Genomic DNA, 16,390 nt, shown 5'->3' with positions numbered 1-16,390 from the left:
TACTCACACGACGCCAGTGGTCACTGGCAAGGTTTGCGCTGATCAGGGCGTTGTGCGGGCGTAGGGGGCGGTGGTCCGGTTTTTTGCGATCACGAGCCGGTCACGGGCCTGCTTGAACACCGCCATGCCCTTCCGCTCGCTGGGCGTCCCCTTCGGCATGTCCACGCGCAGCTCGTACATGCGGTCGTCCTCGGTGACGACGAAGAGCTGCACGACCCGGGCGGGGGTCTCCCGCTTCCCGTAGGCGGTGTCGGCGACGGCCGCATCGAGGTCCTGGTAGGCGGTGCGGTACTGCGAGCCGCTCGCGTCGTGATAGGCGCCGTTCCAGGTGTCGAAGGCCTTCTTCGCGGCGTCCAGCGGGTTGCCGGGGGCCCGGTCCCACTCGGTGAGGCGGACCTGGACGAGCCCGGTGTCGTAGACGACGAGCCGGGGCCGGCCGCCGGTACCGCCCTCGCGGGCGGACTCCTTGTAGGCGGCGGGGAGGGAGAGGACGGCGTCCATGTCGCTCTCGGGGTGGGCGACCCAGGCGCCGGTGGAGGCAGAGGCGGTGGCGGAGGGGGTCGCGCGGGCCGGGGCCGACTCGTAGGTGGCGGTGTGCCCGGTGACGGACTCGCCGGGCTCGGCGAACCGGGACGCGGCGAACCAGGTGCCGCCGACGAGCGCGGCGGCGGCCACGGCAAGGACGGCACGACGACGCAGGACGGGGCGTACGAGGACAAGGGGGGCCGAGGCGGCGGAGGTGGCCGCCGTGTCGGCTCCCGGCTCCTGCCCTGCCGCGACGGTCACCGGTTCCGGTGCGGGCGCGGGGGCCTCGGGTGAGGGTGCGGCCGCGGGGACCTCCGGTGCCGGTGCGGGCGCGGGGGCCTCGGACTCCGGTCCGGCCATGGCGGTCTCCGGCTCCCGTCCGGCCGTCGGTGCCGTCGGTGCCGTCGGTGCCGTCGCGGCCCGGGCCGGTGTTCCTCCCCCGAGTCGGACCGTTCCGGAGTCGTCGCCCGACTCCGCCGGGCGCGAGGCGTCCTGAGCCTCCGTCATCTCATCCTCGGCGAGGGCCGGCACCGGCCACCCCTCGGCCACCGCCTCCAGCACGGCCTCCGTCTCCTCCGCGCCGGGCCGCTGCTCGGCATCCTTCACCAGCAGCCGTGCGATCAGCGGGCCGAGGGGGCCGGCCTGTTTCGGTTCGGGCGGCTCGGAGGCGATGACCGCGGCGAGGGTGGACTCCACCGTCGTACGCCGAAACGGCGAAGCCCCTTCCACGGCCGCGTACAGCAGGACGCCCAGCGACCACAGGTCGGAGGGGGGACCGGCGCTGCGGCCCGACATCCGCTCCGGCGCGACGAACTCCAGCGAGCCGACGAACTCCCCGCTCATCGTGAGGGATTCCTCGCCCTGCACATGCGCGATGCCGAAGTCGGTGAGGACGACGCGGCCGTGCGGGCCGAGCAGGACGTTGGCGGGCTTGACGTCCCGGTGGACGATGCCGACGGCATGCGCGGCACCCAGGGCCCCGAGGACGGCCAGGCCGATACGGGCCGCCTCACGGGCGTCCACCGGGCCGCGCCGCAGCACCTCGTGCAGGGACTCGCCGCGGACCAACTCCATGACGATCCAAGGGAGTCCGTCCTCCTCGACCACCACGTCGTGGATGGAGACGGCGGCCGGATGGTCGACGCGGGCGGCGGCGCGGGCCTCGCGGTAGAGGCGGTGGGCGGCCCGCTGCCGGTGCTCGTCCTGCGGATCGCCGGGCAGCCGGGGCTCCTTGACGGCGACGTCCCGGTCCACGAGCTCGTCGTGGGCCTGCCACACGGTGCCCATGCCGCCGGATCCGATGCGCCGGGTCAGCCGGTAGCGTCCACCGAGCAACCGGCCCTCGCGCGTATGTTCACCGCCTGCACTCATGTCTCATGACTACCGTGCGGGGTACGGCCTTGTCGACGCGACGCGGTACTACGGCGTCCGGTCGACCACCTCGAACGAGCCGCCCCTGCGCCGCACTTCGGCGACACCCGCTCCGCCGAAGTGCGCGGGAACCACCAACTCCCGCTGTTCGGCAGCCCGTTCCAGCACCCGCCGACGGCTGGTGACGGCCTGCTCCGGGTCCAGGCAGAAACAGCTGCTGCACTCGGGGCGCAGGATCTGGACCGGGCTGTGCAGCAGATCGCCGACGAAGACGGCATGTTCGCCGCGGGAGGCCACGCGCAGCACCGAGGAGCCAGGGGTGTGCCCCGGGGCCGCTTCCAGGGTGAGGTTCTCGTCGATCCGGTGGTACCCGTCCCACAGCCGGGCCTGCCCGGACGCGTGCACCGGAGCGACGCTGTCCTCGTAGACCAGCCGGTCGTCGGGGCGCAGGCCGCCGCCGTAGCCGCCGCGGGGGCCGAAGTGGTGGTCGTCGGCGGCGGGGAGGAGGTAGGTGGCCGCGGGGAAGGTCGGCGTCCAGGTGCCGTCCACGTCCTGGGTGTTCCAGCCGACGTGGTCGCCGTGGATGTGGGTGTTGACCACGACGTCGACGTCCTCGGGCCGCACACCGGCCAGCGACTTGAGCCGCGCGGGCAGCCCCACCCCGCTCTGCCGGTGGAAGAAGGGGTTCCCGGGCCGCTCCCGCCCGTGCCCGACCCCCGTGTCCACCAGCACGGTCCGTCCCGCGCTGCGCAGCACCCAGGTCTGCAGGGCGACCATGGCCTGTCCGGTCTCCGGATCCCAGTGGTCGGGGCTCAGCAACCGGCGGTTGTCCTCCCACACCTCCGCCTCGACGCCCGGGACGAGTTCGCGGGCGGGGGCGTACGGCGCCTGCCATTCGACGACCCTGCGGACCTCGACGTCACCGATCATGAAACCCTGCGTGTTCTCATCAGCCATGACGTCAACGCTAGAAGCGCGGACATGAGCTTTCCAATGCTTCTTCCGCTCACTTCGATACGCTTGCGTCTCATGGACGTGGTGAGTGACGCGATCTCCGCCGTGCGCATCGGACAGCCCTCCTCCAACCGGCTGCGCGTGGGCGGGAAGTGGTGCACACGGCTCGCCCCGTACGACGGGGCCGGATTCCACGTTGTCCTGGCGGGCGGCTGCTGGCTGCGGCCGGACGGGGGCGGTGAGCCGGTGACGCTGGGCGCCGGGGACGTCGTACTGCTGCCGCACGGGGCGGGGCATGTGCTCGCGGACTCGCCCGGGGACACGACGGCCGCGGTGCCGTTCGAGGAGATGCGCCGGCCGCCGCGCGACCCGGACGGGCGGGGCGAGGCGGAGCTGCTGTGCGGCAAGTACCGCCTCGACAGCAGCCGGGTGCACCCCCTGCTGGCGGAGCTCCCGCAAGTCGTCCACCTGCCCAACCGGGTCGGCGCGCACCCCGAACTCCGCCTGGCTGTCGACCTGTTGGCCCGCGAACTGGACGAACGGCGACCGGGGTCCTGCCTGGCCCTGCCGAGCCTCCTCGACCTGCTGCTGGTCTACATGGTGCGGGCGTGGATGGCCCAGGCGCGCACCGGAGCCTGGCCGACGGTCCTGAGCGATCCCGTGACGACGGCGGCGCTGCGCGCCCTGCACACCGACCCGGCGGCCGCGTGGACCAACGACCGCCTGGCGGCGGAGGCCGGGGTGTCGCGGGCGACGCTGGCCCGCCGGTTCACGGCACTGGTCGGCCGGCCGCCGATGGCGTACCTGACGTGGTGGCGGCTGACCCTGGCGGCGACCCGGCTGCGCGCCACGGATGCGCCGCTCGCGGCGGTGGCCCGGGAGGCCGGCTACGGAACGCCGTACGCCCTCTCGCACGCGTTCAAGCGGGAGTTCGGGATGACGCCCGGCATGTACCGGAGCCGGCCCGCGTCCGCCTAGAGCTTGTCCACGTCCCAGTTCGCCAGGACCGTCCGGGCCACCTCGCGTCCCCGGTCCGTGAAGTCGCTCTTGTTCGGGTAGACGACCGTCAGCTTGTACATGTCGCCCGCCGTGGACTTGTAGTAGAAGATCTGCGCCTCGCGCGGCAGCGGGTTCTGCGAGTCGTCGGTGTCGTAGACGACCTTGCTCTTGGCCGCCTTGCGGCCGTGGTACGAGAGGGAAGGCTGCGTCTCGGTCTTCGGGCTCTCCGGCATCTGGAGGCTGTAGTCCCCGGACTCCTTGAACGTGCCGTCGTCGTCGTACATCTGCGCCGCCGCGGAGCCCTTGATGGAGTACGCGTTGTCGTCGGTCTTCCGGATCACCGTCAGGCCGACGGTGATGGCCCCGCTCGCGTCGCTGTACGCCACCCAGTGGGTCTTGTCGTCCTTCCCGTCCGGCCCCGACCTGCGGTAGTCCTGCGGCACCGGAAGGGTCGCCGTGACGTCCTTCTCGTGGTGCCTGGTCCAGCCGTCGGGCAGCGGGCCCGCGAACGGGTTCGCGATCAGCACGTACGCCAGCGCCGCCGCGACCACCGCCGCCACGCCCCCGCCCAGCAGCGCGCCACGGCCCGGCCGGATGCCGCGCCCGGCACCCGCGGCGCCCGGATCGACGTACGCCACCTGCTGCGTCGGCACCGGCGCCGGCGGGTTCGCGGCCGCCTCCAGGAGGGCACGCACCCGGGCGGCGTCCGGCCGGTGCGCCGGGTCCTTGTGCAGCAGGCCGGTGATCACCTCCGCCAGCGGGCCCGACGCCGAGGCGGGCGGGGCGGGCATCGCGTTGAGCACCGACTGGAGCGTGGCCGGGGTGTTGCTGCGGCGGAACGGTGAGACGCCCTCCGTCGCCGCGTACAGGACGACGCCGAGGGACCACAGGTCGGACGCCGGGCCGGGACGCTGGCCCAGCACCCGCTCCGGCGCGATGTACTCGGGCGAGCCGACGAAGCCCCCGGTGTCGGTCAGGTTCGTCTCGCCCTCGATCTGCGCGATGCCGAAGTCGGTGAGGACGATGCGGCCGTACCGGCCGAGCAGGATGTTGTCCGGCTTGACGTCACGGTGCAGGACGCCCGCCGCGTGCGCGGCCTCCAGCGCGCCGAGCACCTCCAGGCCGATCCGGGCCGCCTCCCGCGCCCCGAGCGTGCCCTCCTGGAGGGCGTCGCCGAGCGAACGGCCGTGCACCAGCTCCATGACGATCCACGGCCGGCCGTCGACCACGGCCACGTCATGGACGTTGACCACCGCGGGATGGTCCAGGCGGGCCGCGGCACGGGCCTCACGGCGCATCCGCTCGAAGACCTTGTCCCGCTCCCGCTCGGGCAGGTGGTCCGGGACGCGCGGTTCCTTGACGGCGACCTCGCGGTCCACGGTCTCGTCCTTGGCCCGCCACACCGTGCCCATGCCGCCGTGTCCGAGCCTGCCGAGCAGCCGGTACCGGCCGGCGATGACCCGCTCCACGACGGGTTCCGGCCGCGCGGGCGGGGACGGCCGGGGTACGGGAGGTCGCAGGACAAAGCTCGTCGTGTCGTCGGGCTCGTGGCCGACGCCCCCGTTGGCGCTCATGAGGACATCCATATCGCGCCACCCGCCCGCACATCCAGCCTTGGCCGGTTCCGGTCACAGACCCGTGACCCTAGGACCGCCCGCCCGTGAAGGTGTCCACGGCCACGTCGAAGTACTCCTTCGCCTCCCGCACCTTCCCGACCGGCGCCGACACCCACACGTCGTACATCCGGCCGCCCTCCTCCCAGCACAGGTCGTAGGTGTGCCGGGGACCCTCCGCCGTGCTGAAGCCGTTCCAGGTGAACTCCCACAGGGCGGCGGGGTGTCCGGCGTGCGTGGTCGCGGTGACCTTGCCGTCGTGGTAGCCGGGGTTGGTGTCCGGGCCCTCGGCGGCCGAACGCCGCATCACCGCGAGCGGGCCGCCCTTCTGCGGGTCGGAGGTCTTGATGCCGAGCCGGAAGGTCCCGCCCGGGGACAGGTAGAAGATCCGCTCCCCCTGCGGCTCGCGGGTGAAGGACACCGGTACGGCGAGGGAGAAGCCGGCCGGGTCGTCGGCGACCCGGTAACCGGAGGGCGCGGAGGGGGCTTTCGCGGTAGCGGTGGGGGTGGCGGACGGGCGCCGGGTGCTCGGCGTCGGCGACGCGCTCACCGACGTACCGGTTCCCGTGCCCGACGGCGTACCGCCACCGTCGCCGCCGCCCCGGTTCACCAGCAGCGCCGCCGCGGACACCCCGGCCCCGGCCATCGCGGCGACCAGCAGCGCGGCCACCAGCACACCCCGGGTGGAGCGCCGGTTCTCCGCCGGCGCCGGGACGGGCGACGCCGGGGGCGGCGACGGAAGCGGGGGCCGGCGGGGCACGTCCCGCTGGGTGGGGGTGTAGTCGGACGGCGGCGCGGCCGGGGTGCGGCCCGTGTCGCGGAAGGCACGCAGCATCCGCTCGGCCTGCTCCGCGTCCAGCCGCCGGTCCGGATCCCGCTCCAGCAGGCCGCGTACGACGGGCAGCAGCGGGGCCGCCTGCGCGGGCGGCCGGATCTCGTCGAAGACGACGGCGTGCAGGATGCCGCCCAACGAGTCGCGCCGGAAGGGGGATTCGCCGCTCAGCGCGGTGCACAGCAGCGCCCCCAGCGACCACAGGTCGGACTCCGGGCCTGTCCTGGCGCCCGACATCCGCTCCGGCGCCGTGTACTCGGGCGAGCCGACGAACGAGCCGGTCTCGGTGAGCGTGGTGGCGCCCGCGACCTGGGCGATGCCGAAGTCGGTGAGGACGACCCGGTCGGTGCCGGCCTCCATCAGGACGTTGGCGGGCTTGATGTCCCGGTGCAGGACGCCCGCCCCGTGCGCGGTGCGCAGCGCGCTCAGCAGGCCGATGCCGATCCGGGCGGCCTCCCGCGCCTCGATCGGGCCACGCGCCGCGATGCGGTCGGCGAGGGAGCCGCCGTCGATCAACTCCATGACGATGTACGGGCGTTCGTCGTCCTCGACCACGTCGTGGACGACGATGATGTGCGGGTGGCGCAGCTGGGCCACCGCCCGCGCCTCACGCAGGGCGCGGTCGCGCTGGCGGCGGACCTCCTCCTCGGAGGCGGTGTCGTCCAGATCCAGGGGGATCTCCTTGACGGCCACCTGCCGGCCGAGCAGCTCGTCGGTGGCCCGCCACACCACGCCCATGCCGCCGCGTCCGAGCCGCGTCCCCAGCCGATACCGGCCCGCGATGACACGGACGCCTGCCCCCTCGGTCCCCATGCGCCCCATCATGCCGCACCGGACGGACCGCCTCCGGGGCGCCGACCGGCCAACCCGCTACTGGACGGTCTTCTCCTGCCAGCCCTGGAGGATCGCCTTGAACTGCTTGGAGGCCTGCGCCCAGTCGGCCGCGGGCGAGGAGACGTAGATCGCGTACTCGGCGCCGTCTCGGGAGATGTACGTCTCCTCGATGGCGCGCCGCGGCCCCGGGAACCTGGTGTCCTTGGGCAGCGCCGTCCAGGTGTACTCCCACACCGAGCCGTTCCGGTCGCGGTAGAGGTTCTTCCGCAGCTGGACGCGGTGGTAGTCGACGAGCTTCTGGAGCTGCTGCTCCAGATCCTCCTGGTGCTGCGTGGCGCCGGCGAAGTCCGGCTTGGTGTCGATGGCGATGCGCACGAAGTGCTCGCCGTCGTCCGGCGAGTAGTCGACCTGCCGGAGATCGGGGTCGACGTCTCCGGTGCCGGTGACCTCCGTCCGCTTCCAGCCGCGCGGGAGATAGACGCTGAAGCCGTTGGGGTCCTCGTACTTCCACCAGTTGGCGGGAACGGTTCCGTCGGAGCCGCCGGTGGGCGTGGCCGAAGGCGTCGGGCTCGGGGAGTCGGAGGTTCCGCCCGCGTCCGACTGGTGTCCCTGGTTCCACTTCTGCAGCGCCACGGCCGTACCGCCGGCGACGATCACCGCGAGGGCGAGGGCGAGGACGAAGGTGCGCAGGCGCCGCCGCTTCGGCGGGGCGGCGGGTGCGGGGCCGATACCGGTGGGCCCGATGGCGGTGGGCCCGGTCAGCGGCGGATACGGGGTCGCCGACCCGGTCTGCGGGCCCGTACCGGTGTTGTAGGGCCCGGTACCCGTGCCGGTCCGCGTCTCGTAGCGGCCGCCCCGATGTTGCGTGGGCACGTACGCTTGCGCCGCGTCCGACCGGCGTCCCTCGGCCGCCTCGGCGAGCATCTGCTCGGCCTCGGCGGCGCCGGGCCGCTGGGCCGGGTCCTTGGCCAGCAGCGCCCCCATGACGGGCCCGAGCGGCCCGGCGAACTTCGGCTCGGCCGCGTCCTCCTCGACGACCGCCTGCATCGTGGACAGCGGCGAGGTGCGACGGAACGGCGAGCGGCCCTCCACCGCCGTGTACAACGTGGCGCCGAGCGCCCACAAGTCCGAGGCCGGGCCCGGGTCGTGGCCGCGCACCCGCTCGGGGGCGAGGTAGTCGACCGAGCCGACGACCTCGCCGGTGCGGGTGATCGTCGTGTCGCCCTCGATCTGGGCGATGCCGAAGTCGGTGAGCAGCACACGGCCGTCGTGGCCGAGGAGCACGTTGCCGGGCTTGACGTCACGGTGCAGCACCCCGGCGGAGTGCGCGGCGCGCAGCGCCCGCAGCACCCACAGTCCGATACGCGCGGCCTCGGCCGGCTCCACGCGCCCCCGCTCCTTGACGGCGTCGGCGAGCGAGTAGCCCTCGACGAGCTCCATCACGATCCAGGGCCGGCCGTCGTGTTCGAGCACGTCGTGCACGGTGACGACCGCGGAGTGGTTGATCCGGGCGGCCGCCCGGGCCTCCGCCCGCGTGCGCGCGAGCAACCGCTCCCGGTCGCTCTCGGAGACGTAGAGAGCGGCGGTCAACTCCTTGATGGCGACGGCTCGGTGGAGCACCTCGTCGTGCGCGCGCCACACCCGGCCCATGCCACCGCTGCCGATGGAGTCGGCGAGCCGGTAGCGGCCCGCGACAAGCTGGCCCTGCATCTGATTCACGTTGCCCCGCAATGGTCTTGACAGGGTCAGACTAAGGAGTGGCCCGCCCGCACGGAACCATGGGGGTGGCAAGGTGACATCACTGTGACGGTTGTTCTGCGGTGACCGATCGCCCCATCACGGAGGGTGACTCAGCCGGTGTACGTGTACGTCGAGTACGCCTGCTCGTACAGCTTCGTCACCTGGTCCCGCTGGGACTCAGGACCGCGCACCTGCACCACGTGGTAGCGCCCGTCGATGAGGATCGCGAGGTTGCGCACGTACAGGTCCTGTCCGCCGCCGTCGGTCCAGGTGAACTGCCCCTCGGCCATGACCCGCGTGCCCACCGTGATGGTCCTCAGGCCGGTCGCGGTGGCCCAGCTGGAGCTGCGGTAGGGCTGGAGTTCGTGCTCCTTGTCCCGCTGGTAGGCCATCGGGTCGCTGCCGTACGTCACCGCGCCGTCCCGTCCGGACACGACGATGAGCTGGAAGGCGCCCTTCGAGTAGACCACCTGGTTCCAGGCGTTCCTGCCCGTCCGCGACCAGCCCTTCGCCACCGCGACCCGGAAGCCCTCGGGGTCCTTGCGCAGGGTGAAGCCGTCGGCGACGGCGGGGTCGGTGGTCTGCGGCTCGGTGGAACCGGCCGAACGGGAGGGGCTCGGCTTCGGGGCGGGCGAGGTCCGCTCGGGGCCGGTCCGGCTGCCGCCCTGGTCCGACCGCTCGGGCGCGGGGGACGCCTTGCCAGTCGCTCCGGTCCGCTCACTGCCCGCCGCTCCGTCCTCGCCGGCCTTGGGCATGAACAGCATGGCGTACGCGACCGCGCCCGCCAGCAGGAGCAGGATCAGCACCAGCAGGGTGCGGCCCAGCCTGCGGGGCGAACCCGCCTGTTCCTTGGCGCGCTTGTGCCGTCCGTGCGTGGTCGCGGGCGGCTGCGCCCGGCGCCTGCGCACCAGCTCGCCCCGCCGCCGTATGACGGGCAGCCGGCTGGCGTCGGCGGGCGGCGCGGGGACGACGTGCGTGCCGGCGTCCGGCTCGGGCGCCGACCGCACCAGCGAGCGCAGCCAGCCGCGCAGCTCCTCGAAGTCCAGCCGCTCGGTGGGGTCCTGACGGAGCAGCGACTCGACGACCGGCCGCAGCGGCCCGCACTCCTCGGCGAAGGCGGGCGGCTCGGCACACACCATCTGCACCAGCTCGGCCGTCGACTCCTCGGGATACGGCGCGTGCCCCTGTACGGCCCTGAAGAGCAGCGCGCCGAGCGCCCACAGGTCGGTCGCGGGCCCGATCGGCGCCGCGAGCTGCCAGTTCTCGTGCACGGGCCCGGCCTGCTCGGGCGCCCAGCGTTCGGTCACCGGCCCGACGACGGCCATCCGCGCCTGCCGCGCCCGCTCGGCGGCCAGCGCGGTGGCGGGGCCACGGGGCGGGGCGGGGGTGTCCGCCACCAGGTCGCCCCAGCGGGCGGTGGGCTGTGCGGCGGCCGGTCCGGCGGCGCGCGGTGCGGGGACGTCGGTCGCCGGCGCGGCGCCGAAGCCCGGGGCGTTCGGCAGGCCGGCCGGCGGGGCCGTGCCGAGGTGGGGCGGGATGCCGGGCCCGACTGCCTGCGAACCGGCGCCGCCCTGGCCGCCGTTGCCGCCGTTGCCGCCGGGAGGCAGTACGTGGTTGCCGGTGCCGTCGGCGCCGCCCCGGGGGGTCGCGCCGTGCCAGGAACCGCCCACCCCGTAGGGGTCGGCTATCTGACCCGGCGGCACGGGGCCGCCGGGCGCGCCCTCGCCGGGGGCGTACGGCTGCGCCGACCCGTTGGTCCGTGCGGCGGGGTCCTCCTCGGGTGCCGGGCCCGCGCCGGGCAGGGCCGCCCGGCCGTCCTGCGCTTCCTGCACCCGGGCCGCGGCACGGGCGCCCGCGCGGTACGCGGCGATCGCGCCGGCCCGCGCGGCCCTGATGTCCCCGCCCGTCTCGAGCGCCTTGGGCGCGAGCGCACCGGTCCCGCCGCTCCCGCCCGCCGTGTCCGGCTCGGCGCCGGGCAGCCCGCCGGCCGTACGCGCCCTGATGGCGGCGCTGCGCGCGGCGACGGGATCGACACCGCCGGGGCCGCCGCCCTGTGCGTCCAGGACTCCGTGAGCACCGGAACCGACGTGCCCTCCGGACACGGCGAGTCCCCCCGCCCCGCCACCTGTTCCGTCGGCCGGCCGGTGACCACCCGGGCCGCGGTGCCCGCCCTCCGCCCCTGCCCGGCCGCCGTCGGCATCCGGCGCGCCCGGCGCGGACGACCCGGCCGAACCACCCGGCCCCCGTCCCTCGGCGAGGGCCCCCGCGTGGCCCTCCTGTGCCGGCACCGGGTCGTACCCGCACAGCGCCTCTTCCGCCGCCCCGACCGCGAGGCCGGTCAGCATCACGCGTCCGTCGTCGCAGACGAGGACCGTGCGGGCGGTGATGTTGCGGTGCACCCAGCCGTGCGCGTGCAGCACCCGCAGCGCCATGAGCACGTCGGAGGCGACCTCGGCCGCGCGGTAGGGCGTGAGCGGCTTCTCCGCGAGCAGTGCGGCGAGCGGCCGCGCGGCCACCAACTCGCTCACGATCCACAGCGACCCGCCGTCGGCGAACACGTCGAAGACCTGGTCCAGCCGCGGATGATCGGGTATTCGGGCGGCGGCCTGGGCGGCCTCGACCGCCCGCCGTACGGCGGGGTCGGCCGGCCTGCGCGCCCCCGTGCGCGCCATGGGCCTGCGGACCTGGAACCCGTCGGGCAGCCCCTCCGCGTCGAGCACCTCCGCCTCGACGACCTCCGGCAACGGCACCTGCCGGACGAGGACTTCCTGCCCGCTGTAGGTGTCGAAGGCGCGGGTCTCAGTGAGTTCGTACTCGTCGGAGGGCGGCAGCGGCAGGCGGTAGCGGTCGGCGAGTACCCGTCCCGCGTAGTCGTCCACTGTGCCTCCCTCGGCCGCCCGGTCGGTCAATTCCGTTCGACTTGCGAACCGTTGTGTGCCCGCACCTGGATGCGTACGGTCCGCAAGCCTTCACGATACGTGCCGGAGGCAACTGGCAGAGAGGGGTTGCCAGATCTCACGGCCCAAACCCCGGGCAGGCGCTTTACGACTTCGGTTCGAACGTCTTCGCGAGCGTCTTCCAGGTGTCCTTACGGAGGCCACTGTCCCAGTTGGCGGCTTTCGCGGTGTACATCAGCGCATACCCGAGATGGCCGTTGACGACGAACCCCCGGTCGATCGTCCGGTACTTCGTCCCGTTCTCCACATAGGTGAACTCCCAGTCCGCCGCGTTCCAGCCGCGGTAGTCCACCTTCTCTATGCGGATCCGGTCGTACTGCGAGCGCGTCATGTAGCGCTCCTGGTTCTGCCAGTCGGCCACGGGGTCGCCCTTGGGTGTGGACGTCCAGGCGATCAGGAGCTTCTGCCCGTCGGGGCCGGTGAACCGGTCGCCCGCGGCTCCGGTCGACTGGTACGACCACCCCTTGGGCAGCCCGATCGAGTAGCCCTGGCCGCCGTGGTACGTCTTCGCCACCGCGCTTGCATCCCCGGAGCCGTCGCCGGTCTCCGCACCGCTGCCGCCGGACGCGCTCGGGCTGTTGCTGGGCGTGCCGCCGCCCGAGGCGGCCGGGGACTTCTCGGAACCGCTGCCCGTGCCGGTCCCGCCGCCCTTGTCCTCCTTGGTGTTCGAGCTGGCGGACGCGCTCGCGACGGTCTTGCCGCCGCTCCGCCTGGCACCGTTGTCGGAGCCGCCGTCGCCGCCCAGCGTGAGGGCGAGCACGGTCCCGATGACGGCGAGCGCGACGACCACAGCGATGATCACCAGGGTCCGCTTGGGCACCACGTCGGTGAGGGGCGCCCGCGGGACCGACCGGGGCGGCAGGTCGGGCAGGTCGGGCGGGGTCATCTTGGGCCAGCCGGAACTCCCGCCGGTGCCGCGGTCGTTCGCTCCCGCCGCCGACGACCCCGAACCCGCGGTGGGCGACGGTCCCCGCGAAGACGCCGGGGAGGACGCGGACGCAGCGGAGGCCGAGAACGCGGACGCGGAGGACGGACTCTTCGGAGGCGCCGGGGGCGGGGGAACCGGCCTCGACGCGGGCGACGGTACCGAGGGCGACGGGGTCGACGCCCCGCCCGCCGGAGCCGCCGTCCCGGACGCACCGCCGCGGGAGCCTGCGTCGGTCGCGCCGTTCCCCGAGCCACCGGTCCGCGAAGTCGCCGTGCCGTTGCCCGACTTGTCGCGGGAGGCGGCAGCCGAACCGGCCGCGGCCCCCGCCGCCTTGCGCACGGAACGGAACGCCCCGCGCAGCTTCTCCGCCGCTTCCTCGGCCCGCTTGCCGCCGGACCCCGAACCACCCTTGCGGTCGGGCCCGTCGGGCTGTGCCGGAATCGGCACGACCTTGGTGGCGTCCAGCGGCTCCGGTTCGGCCGCCTTCGGCTCGGGCGCGTGGATCACGGCGTTGAGCATCGCCCGCGCGCCCGCGTCGTCGAGCCGCTTCGCCGGATCCTTGTTCAGCAGCCCGTAGATGACGTCCTTCAGCGGCCCCGCGTTCTTCGGCTCCTCCAGCGGCTCCGTCATCACCGCGGTGAGCGTGGCGATCGCGGAGCCCTTGTCGTACGGCGGGACGCCCTCGACGGCCGCGTACAGCAGTCCGCCGAGCGACCACAGGTCGGCCGCGGGGCCGGGCTTGTGACCGCGGGCCCGCTCCGGGGAGATGTAGGAGGGCGCGCCGACGAGCATGCCTGTGGAGGTGATGGACGGGTCGCCCTCCACCTGGGCGATACCGAAGTCGGTGAGCACGACCCGGTCGGTGTCGGTCTCCAGCAGGACGTTGGACGGCTTCACGTCACGGTGCAGGATGCCCTCGCGGTGCGCGGAGCGCAGCACGTCGAGGATCGCGAGTCCCACCTCGGCCGCCCGCCGGGGTTCGAGCAGGCCGTCCTCCCGGATGACCTCGGCGAGCGACTTGCCCTCGACGAGCTCCATCACGATCCACGGCCGGTCGTCCTCGTCGACCACGTCGAAGACCGTCACCGCGCTGTTGTTGCGGATCCGCGCGATGGCCTTGGCCTCGCGCAGCGTCCGCGTGATCAGCCGGCGCTTCTCGTCCTCGTCGATGTTCGACGGGAACCTCAGCTCCTTGACGGCGACCGTCCGGCCCAGGGTCTCGTCCTCGGCCCGCCACACCGTGCCCATGCCGCCCCGGCCGAGCACCGCCCCGAGCCGGTACCGCCCGGCGAGAAGACGCTCGGTCTTGTCCTGACGAGTCTCCTGACGAGATGTCCCCGCCCGCTCCGCCTCCGACATGGATCCCCTCATACAACCCGCCCTGACAGAGCCCCCATTGTCCCTCACCCGACAAGTGCCCGGCGCCCAGGGTGCCCAAGGGCCCTCGCGGCCCGCCGCGCACCCGGAACGTCCGGTTCCGCACCCTCGTCTCCTCCCCGTGCGCAAGAGCCACCGCCCGTCGCCCGGGGCCCCCTCGCCGTACGCGTGAACCCGGCGGCGACAGCGGTTCTGGGCCCCGAACCGACCCTGTACGCCGCCGAGTTCACCCCGAACTCGTCCTCACACCTGGTAGAACGACCCGGCCCCGAACGCAGATCCCGCTCTACGACACTCATTCGGGTGATGCCGGCTCAGCACCCCCGCCGCCTCACAGGGGCACGATGTCCGGGGCACCCAGCCGTGCCGCGTCCGCCGTCAGGTCGTCCGGCTGGCGTTGCGACTCCCGCTCGGCCTCCACCCGCTTCTCGTAGTGCTCCACCTCGCGCTCGATCTGGTCCTTGTCCCAGCCGAGTACCGGGGCCATCAGTTCGGCGGCCTCCCGGGCGCTGCGGGTGCCGCGGTCGAAGGTCTCGATGGAGATGCGGGTGCGCCGGGTCAGCGCGTCGTCCAGGTGACGAGCGCCCTCGTGCGAGGCTGCGTACACGATCTCGGCACGCAGATAGTCGTCGGCGGCCTGCAGCGGCTCACCGAGTGAGGCGTCGGCGGCGATGAGGTCGAGGAGTTCCTCCGCCATGCTGCCGTACCGATTCAGCAGATGTTCGACGCGGACCACGTGAAGGCCCGTCCGGGCCGCGATCCGGGCCCGCGCGTTCCACAGCGCGCGATAGCCCTCGGCGCCGAGCAGCGGCACGTCCTCGGTGACGCACTCGGCGACCCGCAGGTCGAGCCCGTGCACCGCCTCGTCCACCGCGTCCTTGGCCATCACCCGGTACGTCGTGTACTTGCCGCCGGCCACGACGACCAGTCCCGGGACCGGATGGGCCACGGTGTGCTCGCGCGAGAGCTTGCTGGTGGCGTCCGACTCGCCGGCCAGCAGCGGCCGCAGGCCCGCGTACACGCCCTGCACGTCGTCGCGCGTGAGGGGCACCGAGAGCACGGAGTTCACGTGCTCCAGGATGTAGTCGATGTCCGCGCTGGACGCCGCCGGGTGCGCCTTGTCGAGGTCCCAGTCGGTGTCGGTCGTGCCGATGATCCAGTGCCGGCCCCAGGGGATGACGAAGAGGACCGACTTCTCCGTGCGCAGGATCAGGCCGGTGGAGGAGTTGACGCGGTCCTTCGGCACGACCAGGTGGATGCCCTTGGAGGCACGGACGTGGAACTGGCCGCGTTCCCCCACCATCGCCTGGGTGTCGTCGGTCCACACACCGGTCGCGTTCACCACCTGCTTGGCGCGGACCTCGTACTCGCCACCGCCCTCGACGTCCTGCACGCGCGCGCCGACGACCCGCTCGCCCTCGCGCAGGAAGCCCGTCACGCGGGCGCGGTTGGCGACCTTCGCGCCGTAGGCGGCGGCCGTGCGCACGAGGGTGGCCGTATGCCGCGCGTCGTCCACCTGGGCGTCGTAGTACTGCAGGGCCCCGACCAAGGCGTCCTTCTTCAGGGCCGGGGCCGCCCGCAGGGCTTGACGGCGCGTCAGGTGGCGGTGCACGGGCAGGCCCCGGCCGTGCCCGCGGGCCATCGACATGGCGTCGTAGAGCGCGACGCCCGAGCCGGCGTAGAACCGCTCCCAGGCCTGGTGCTGCAGGGGATACAGGAACGGCACCGGCTTCACCAGGTGCGGCGCCAGCCGTTCCAGCAGCAGGCCGCGCTCCTTCAACGCCTCGCGCACGAGGGCGAAGTCGAGCATCTCCAGATAGCGCAGGCCGCCGTGGATCAGCTTGCTGGACCTGCTGGACGTGCCCGAGGCCCAGTCACGTGCCTCGACCAGGCCGGTGGACAGGCCGCGGGTCACGGCGTCCAGGGCGGTGCCCGCACCGACCACCCCGCCGCCCACCACCAGGATGTCGAGTTCGCGCTCGGCCATGGCCGCCAGTGACTCGGCACGCTGCGCCGGTCCGAGTGTCGCTGTCCTCACTGCTGCCTCCCGCTATCGATAGCGCCGGCCGCACCCGTCGGGCGAAGCCCGTGTCCTACCCCCCATGCCCAAATTCTGACCGTCTTGCCCCACTTCAGCCACCACGGCCTCCCACCCTGTGGACAACTTTCCAGGGACCGCCGGAAAACACTGCCGACCAATCCCGCATAACGGTCATATTTACTCCTAGTCTGACATTGCGCTCGCCCATCCTGTCCACAG

General features: G+C 73.5%; 9 protein-coding genes. 1 reads left to right on the top strand and 8 read right to left on the bottom strand.

Annotation, left to right across the window (positions count from 1 at the left end):
- Positions 1 to 42: 42 nt before the first annotated feature.
- Positions 43 to 1,896 carry a serine/threonine-protein kinase gene (locus FBY22_RS01025; protein ID WP_142141994.1) on the bottom strand — a complete coding sequence of 618 codons (1,854 nt, stop codon included), beginning with the start codon at positions 1,894 to 1,896 and terminating at the stop codon, positions 43 to 45.
- A 48-nt stretch (positions 1,897 to 1,944) separates the two neighbouring features.
- Entirely contained in the window at positions 1,945 to 2,853 is a 909-nt protein-coding gene (locus tag FBY22_RS01020; RefSeq protein WP_142141993.1) for an MBL fold metallo-hydrolase, read from the bottom strand.
- A gap of 72 nt (positions 2,854 to 2,925) precedes the next feature.
- On the opposite strand from FBY22_RS01020, the gene FBY22_RS01015 reads away from it, so the two are divergent.
- Positions 2,926 to 3,828, top strand: a complete 903-nt coding sequence (locus tag FBY22_RS01015) for an AraC family transcriptional regulator (protein WP_142141992.1) — start codon at positions 2,926 to 2,928, stop codon at positions 3,826 to 3,828.
- Here the strand turns inward: FBY22_RS01015 and FBY22_RS01010 are convergent.
- The 6 genes from FBY22_RS01010 to FBY22_RS00985 form a co-directional block, all read right to left on the bottom strand.
- The gene (locus FBY22_RS01010) at positions 3,825 to 5,423 is read right to left on the bottom strand and encodes a serine/threonine-protein kinase (RefSeq protein ID WP_142141991.1); all 1,599 of its coding nucleotides are present in this window, start codon (positions 5,421 to 5,423) and stop codon (positions 3,825 to 3,827) included. The two genes, FBY22_RS01015 and FBY22_RS01010, sit on opposite strands and share 4 nt — an antisense overlap.
- 70 nt (positions 5,424 to 5,493) lie before the next feature.
- Entirely contained in the window at positions 5,494 to 7,107 is a 1,614-nt protein-coding gene (locus tag FBY22_RS01005; protein WP_142141990.1) for a serine/threonine-protein kinase, read from the bottom strand.
- Positions 7,108 to 7,164: 57 nt separating this feature from the next.
- Entirely contained in the window at positions 7,165 to 8,838 is a 1,674-nt protein-coding gene (locus FBY22_RS01000) for a serine/threonine-protein kinase (RefSeq protein WP_142141989.1), read from the bottom strand.
- Positions 8,839 to 8,978: 140 nt separating this feature from the next.
- Positions 8,979 to 11,747, bottom strand: coding sequence for a protein kinase (locus FBY22_RS00995; protein WP_142141988.1), 2,769 nt, complete (start codon positions 11,745 to 11,747; stop codon positions 8,979 to 8,981).
- A 163-nt stretch (positions 11,748 to 11,910) separates the two neighbouring features.
- Positions 11,911 to 14,112, bottom strand: a complete 2,202-nt coding sequence (locus FBY22_RS00990; RefSeq protein ID WP_142141987.1) for a serine/threonine-protein kinase — start codon at positions 14,110 to 14,112, stop codon at positions 11,911 to 11,913.
- A gap of 349 nt (positions 14,113 to 14,461) precedes the next feature.
- Positions 14,462 to 16,168 (bottom strand): glycerol-3-phosphate dehydrogenase/oxidase, encoded by a 1,707-nt coding sequence (locus tag FBY22_RS00985; protein WP_142141986.1) that lies wholly within the window; start codon positions 16,166 to 16,168, stop codon positions 14,462 to 14,464.
- Positions 16,169 to 16,390 lie beyond the last annotated feature (222 nt).

Origin of the sequence: Streptomyces sp. SLBN-31, assembly GCF_006715395.1 — a bacterium.
Classification (GTDB): domain Bacteria; phylum Actinomycetota; class Actinomycetes; order Streptomycetales; family Streptomycetaceae; genus Streptomyces.
Note: the sequence above shows the minus strand (reverse complement) of the source record. Positions and strands in the feature narration are given on the sequence as shown.

What these genes read in the sequence shown, in the direction of transcription:
- FBY22_RS01025 (WP_142141994.1), bottom strand. Translation starts at nt 1,896, where the DNA reads ATGAGTGCAGGCGGTGAACATACGCGCGAGGGCCGGTTGCTCGGTGGA.
- FBY22_RS01020 (WP_142141993.1), bottom strand. Translation starts at nt 2,853, where the DNA reads ATGGCTGATGAGAACACGCAGGGTTTCATGATCGGTGACGTCGAGGTC.
- FBY22_RS01015 (WP_142141992.1), top strand. Translation starts at nt 2,926, where the DNA reads ATGGACGTGGTGAGTGACGCGATCTCCGCCGTGCGCATCGGACAGCCC.
- FBY22_RS01010 (WP_142141991.1), bottom strand. Translation starts at nt 5,423, where the DNA reads ATGAGCGCCAACGGGGGCGTCGGCCACGAGCCCGACGACACGACGAGC.
- FBY22_RS01005 (WP_142141990.1), bottom strand. Translation starts at nt 7,107, where the DNA reads ATGGGGACCGAGGGGGCAGGCGTCCGTGTCATCGCGGGCCGGTATCGG.
- FBY22_RS01000 (WP_142141989.1), bottom strand. Translation starts at nt 8,838, where the DNA reads ATGCAGGGCCAGCTTGTCGCGGGCCGCTACCGGCTCGCCGACTCCATC.
- FBY22_RS00990 (WP_142141987.1), bottom strand. Translation starts at nt 14,112, where the DNA reads ATGTCGGAGGCGGAGCGGGCGGGGACATCTCGTCAGGAGACTCGTCAG.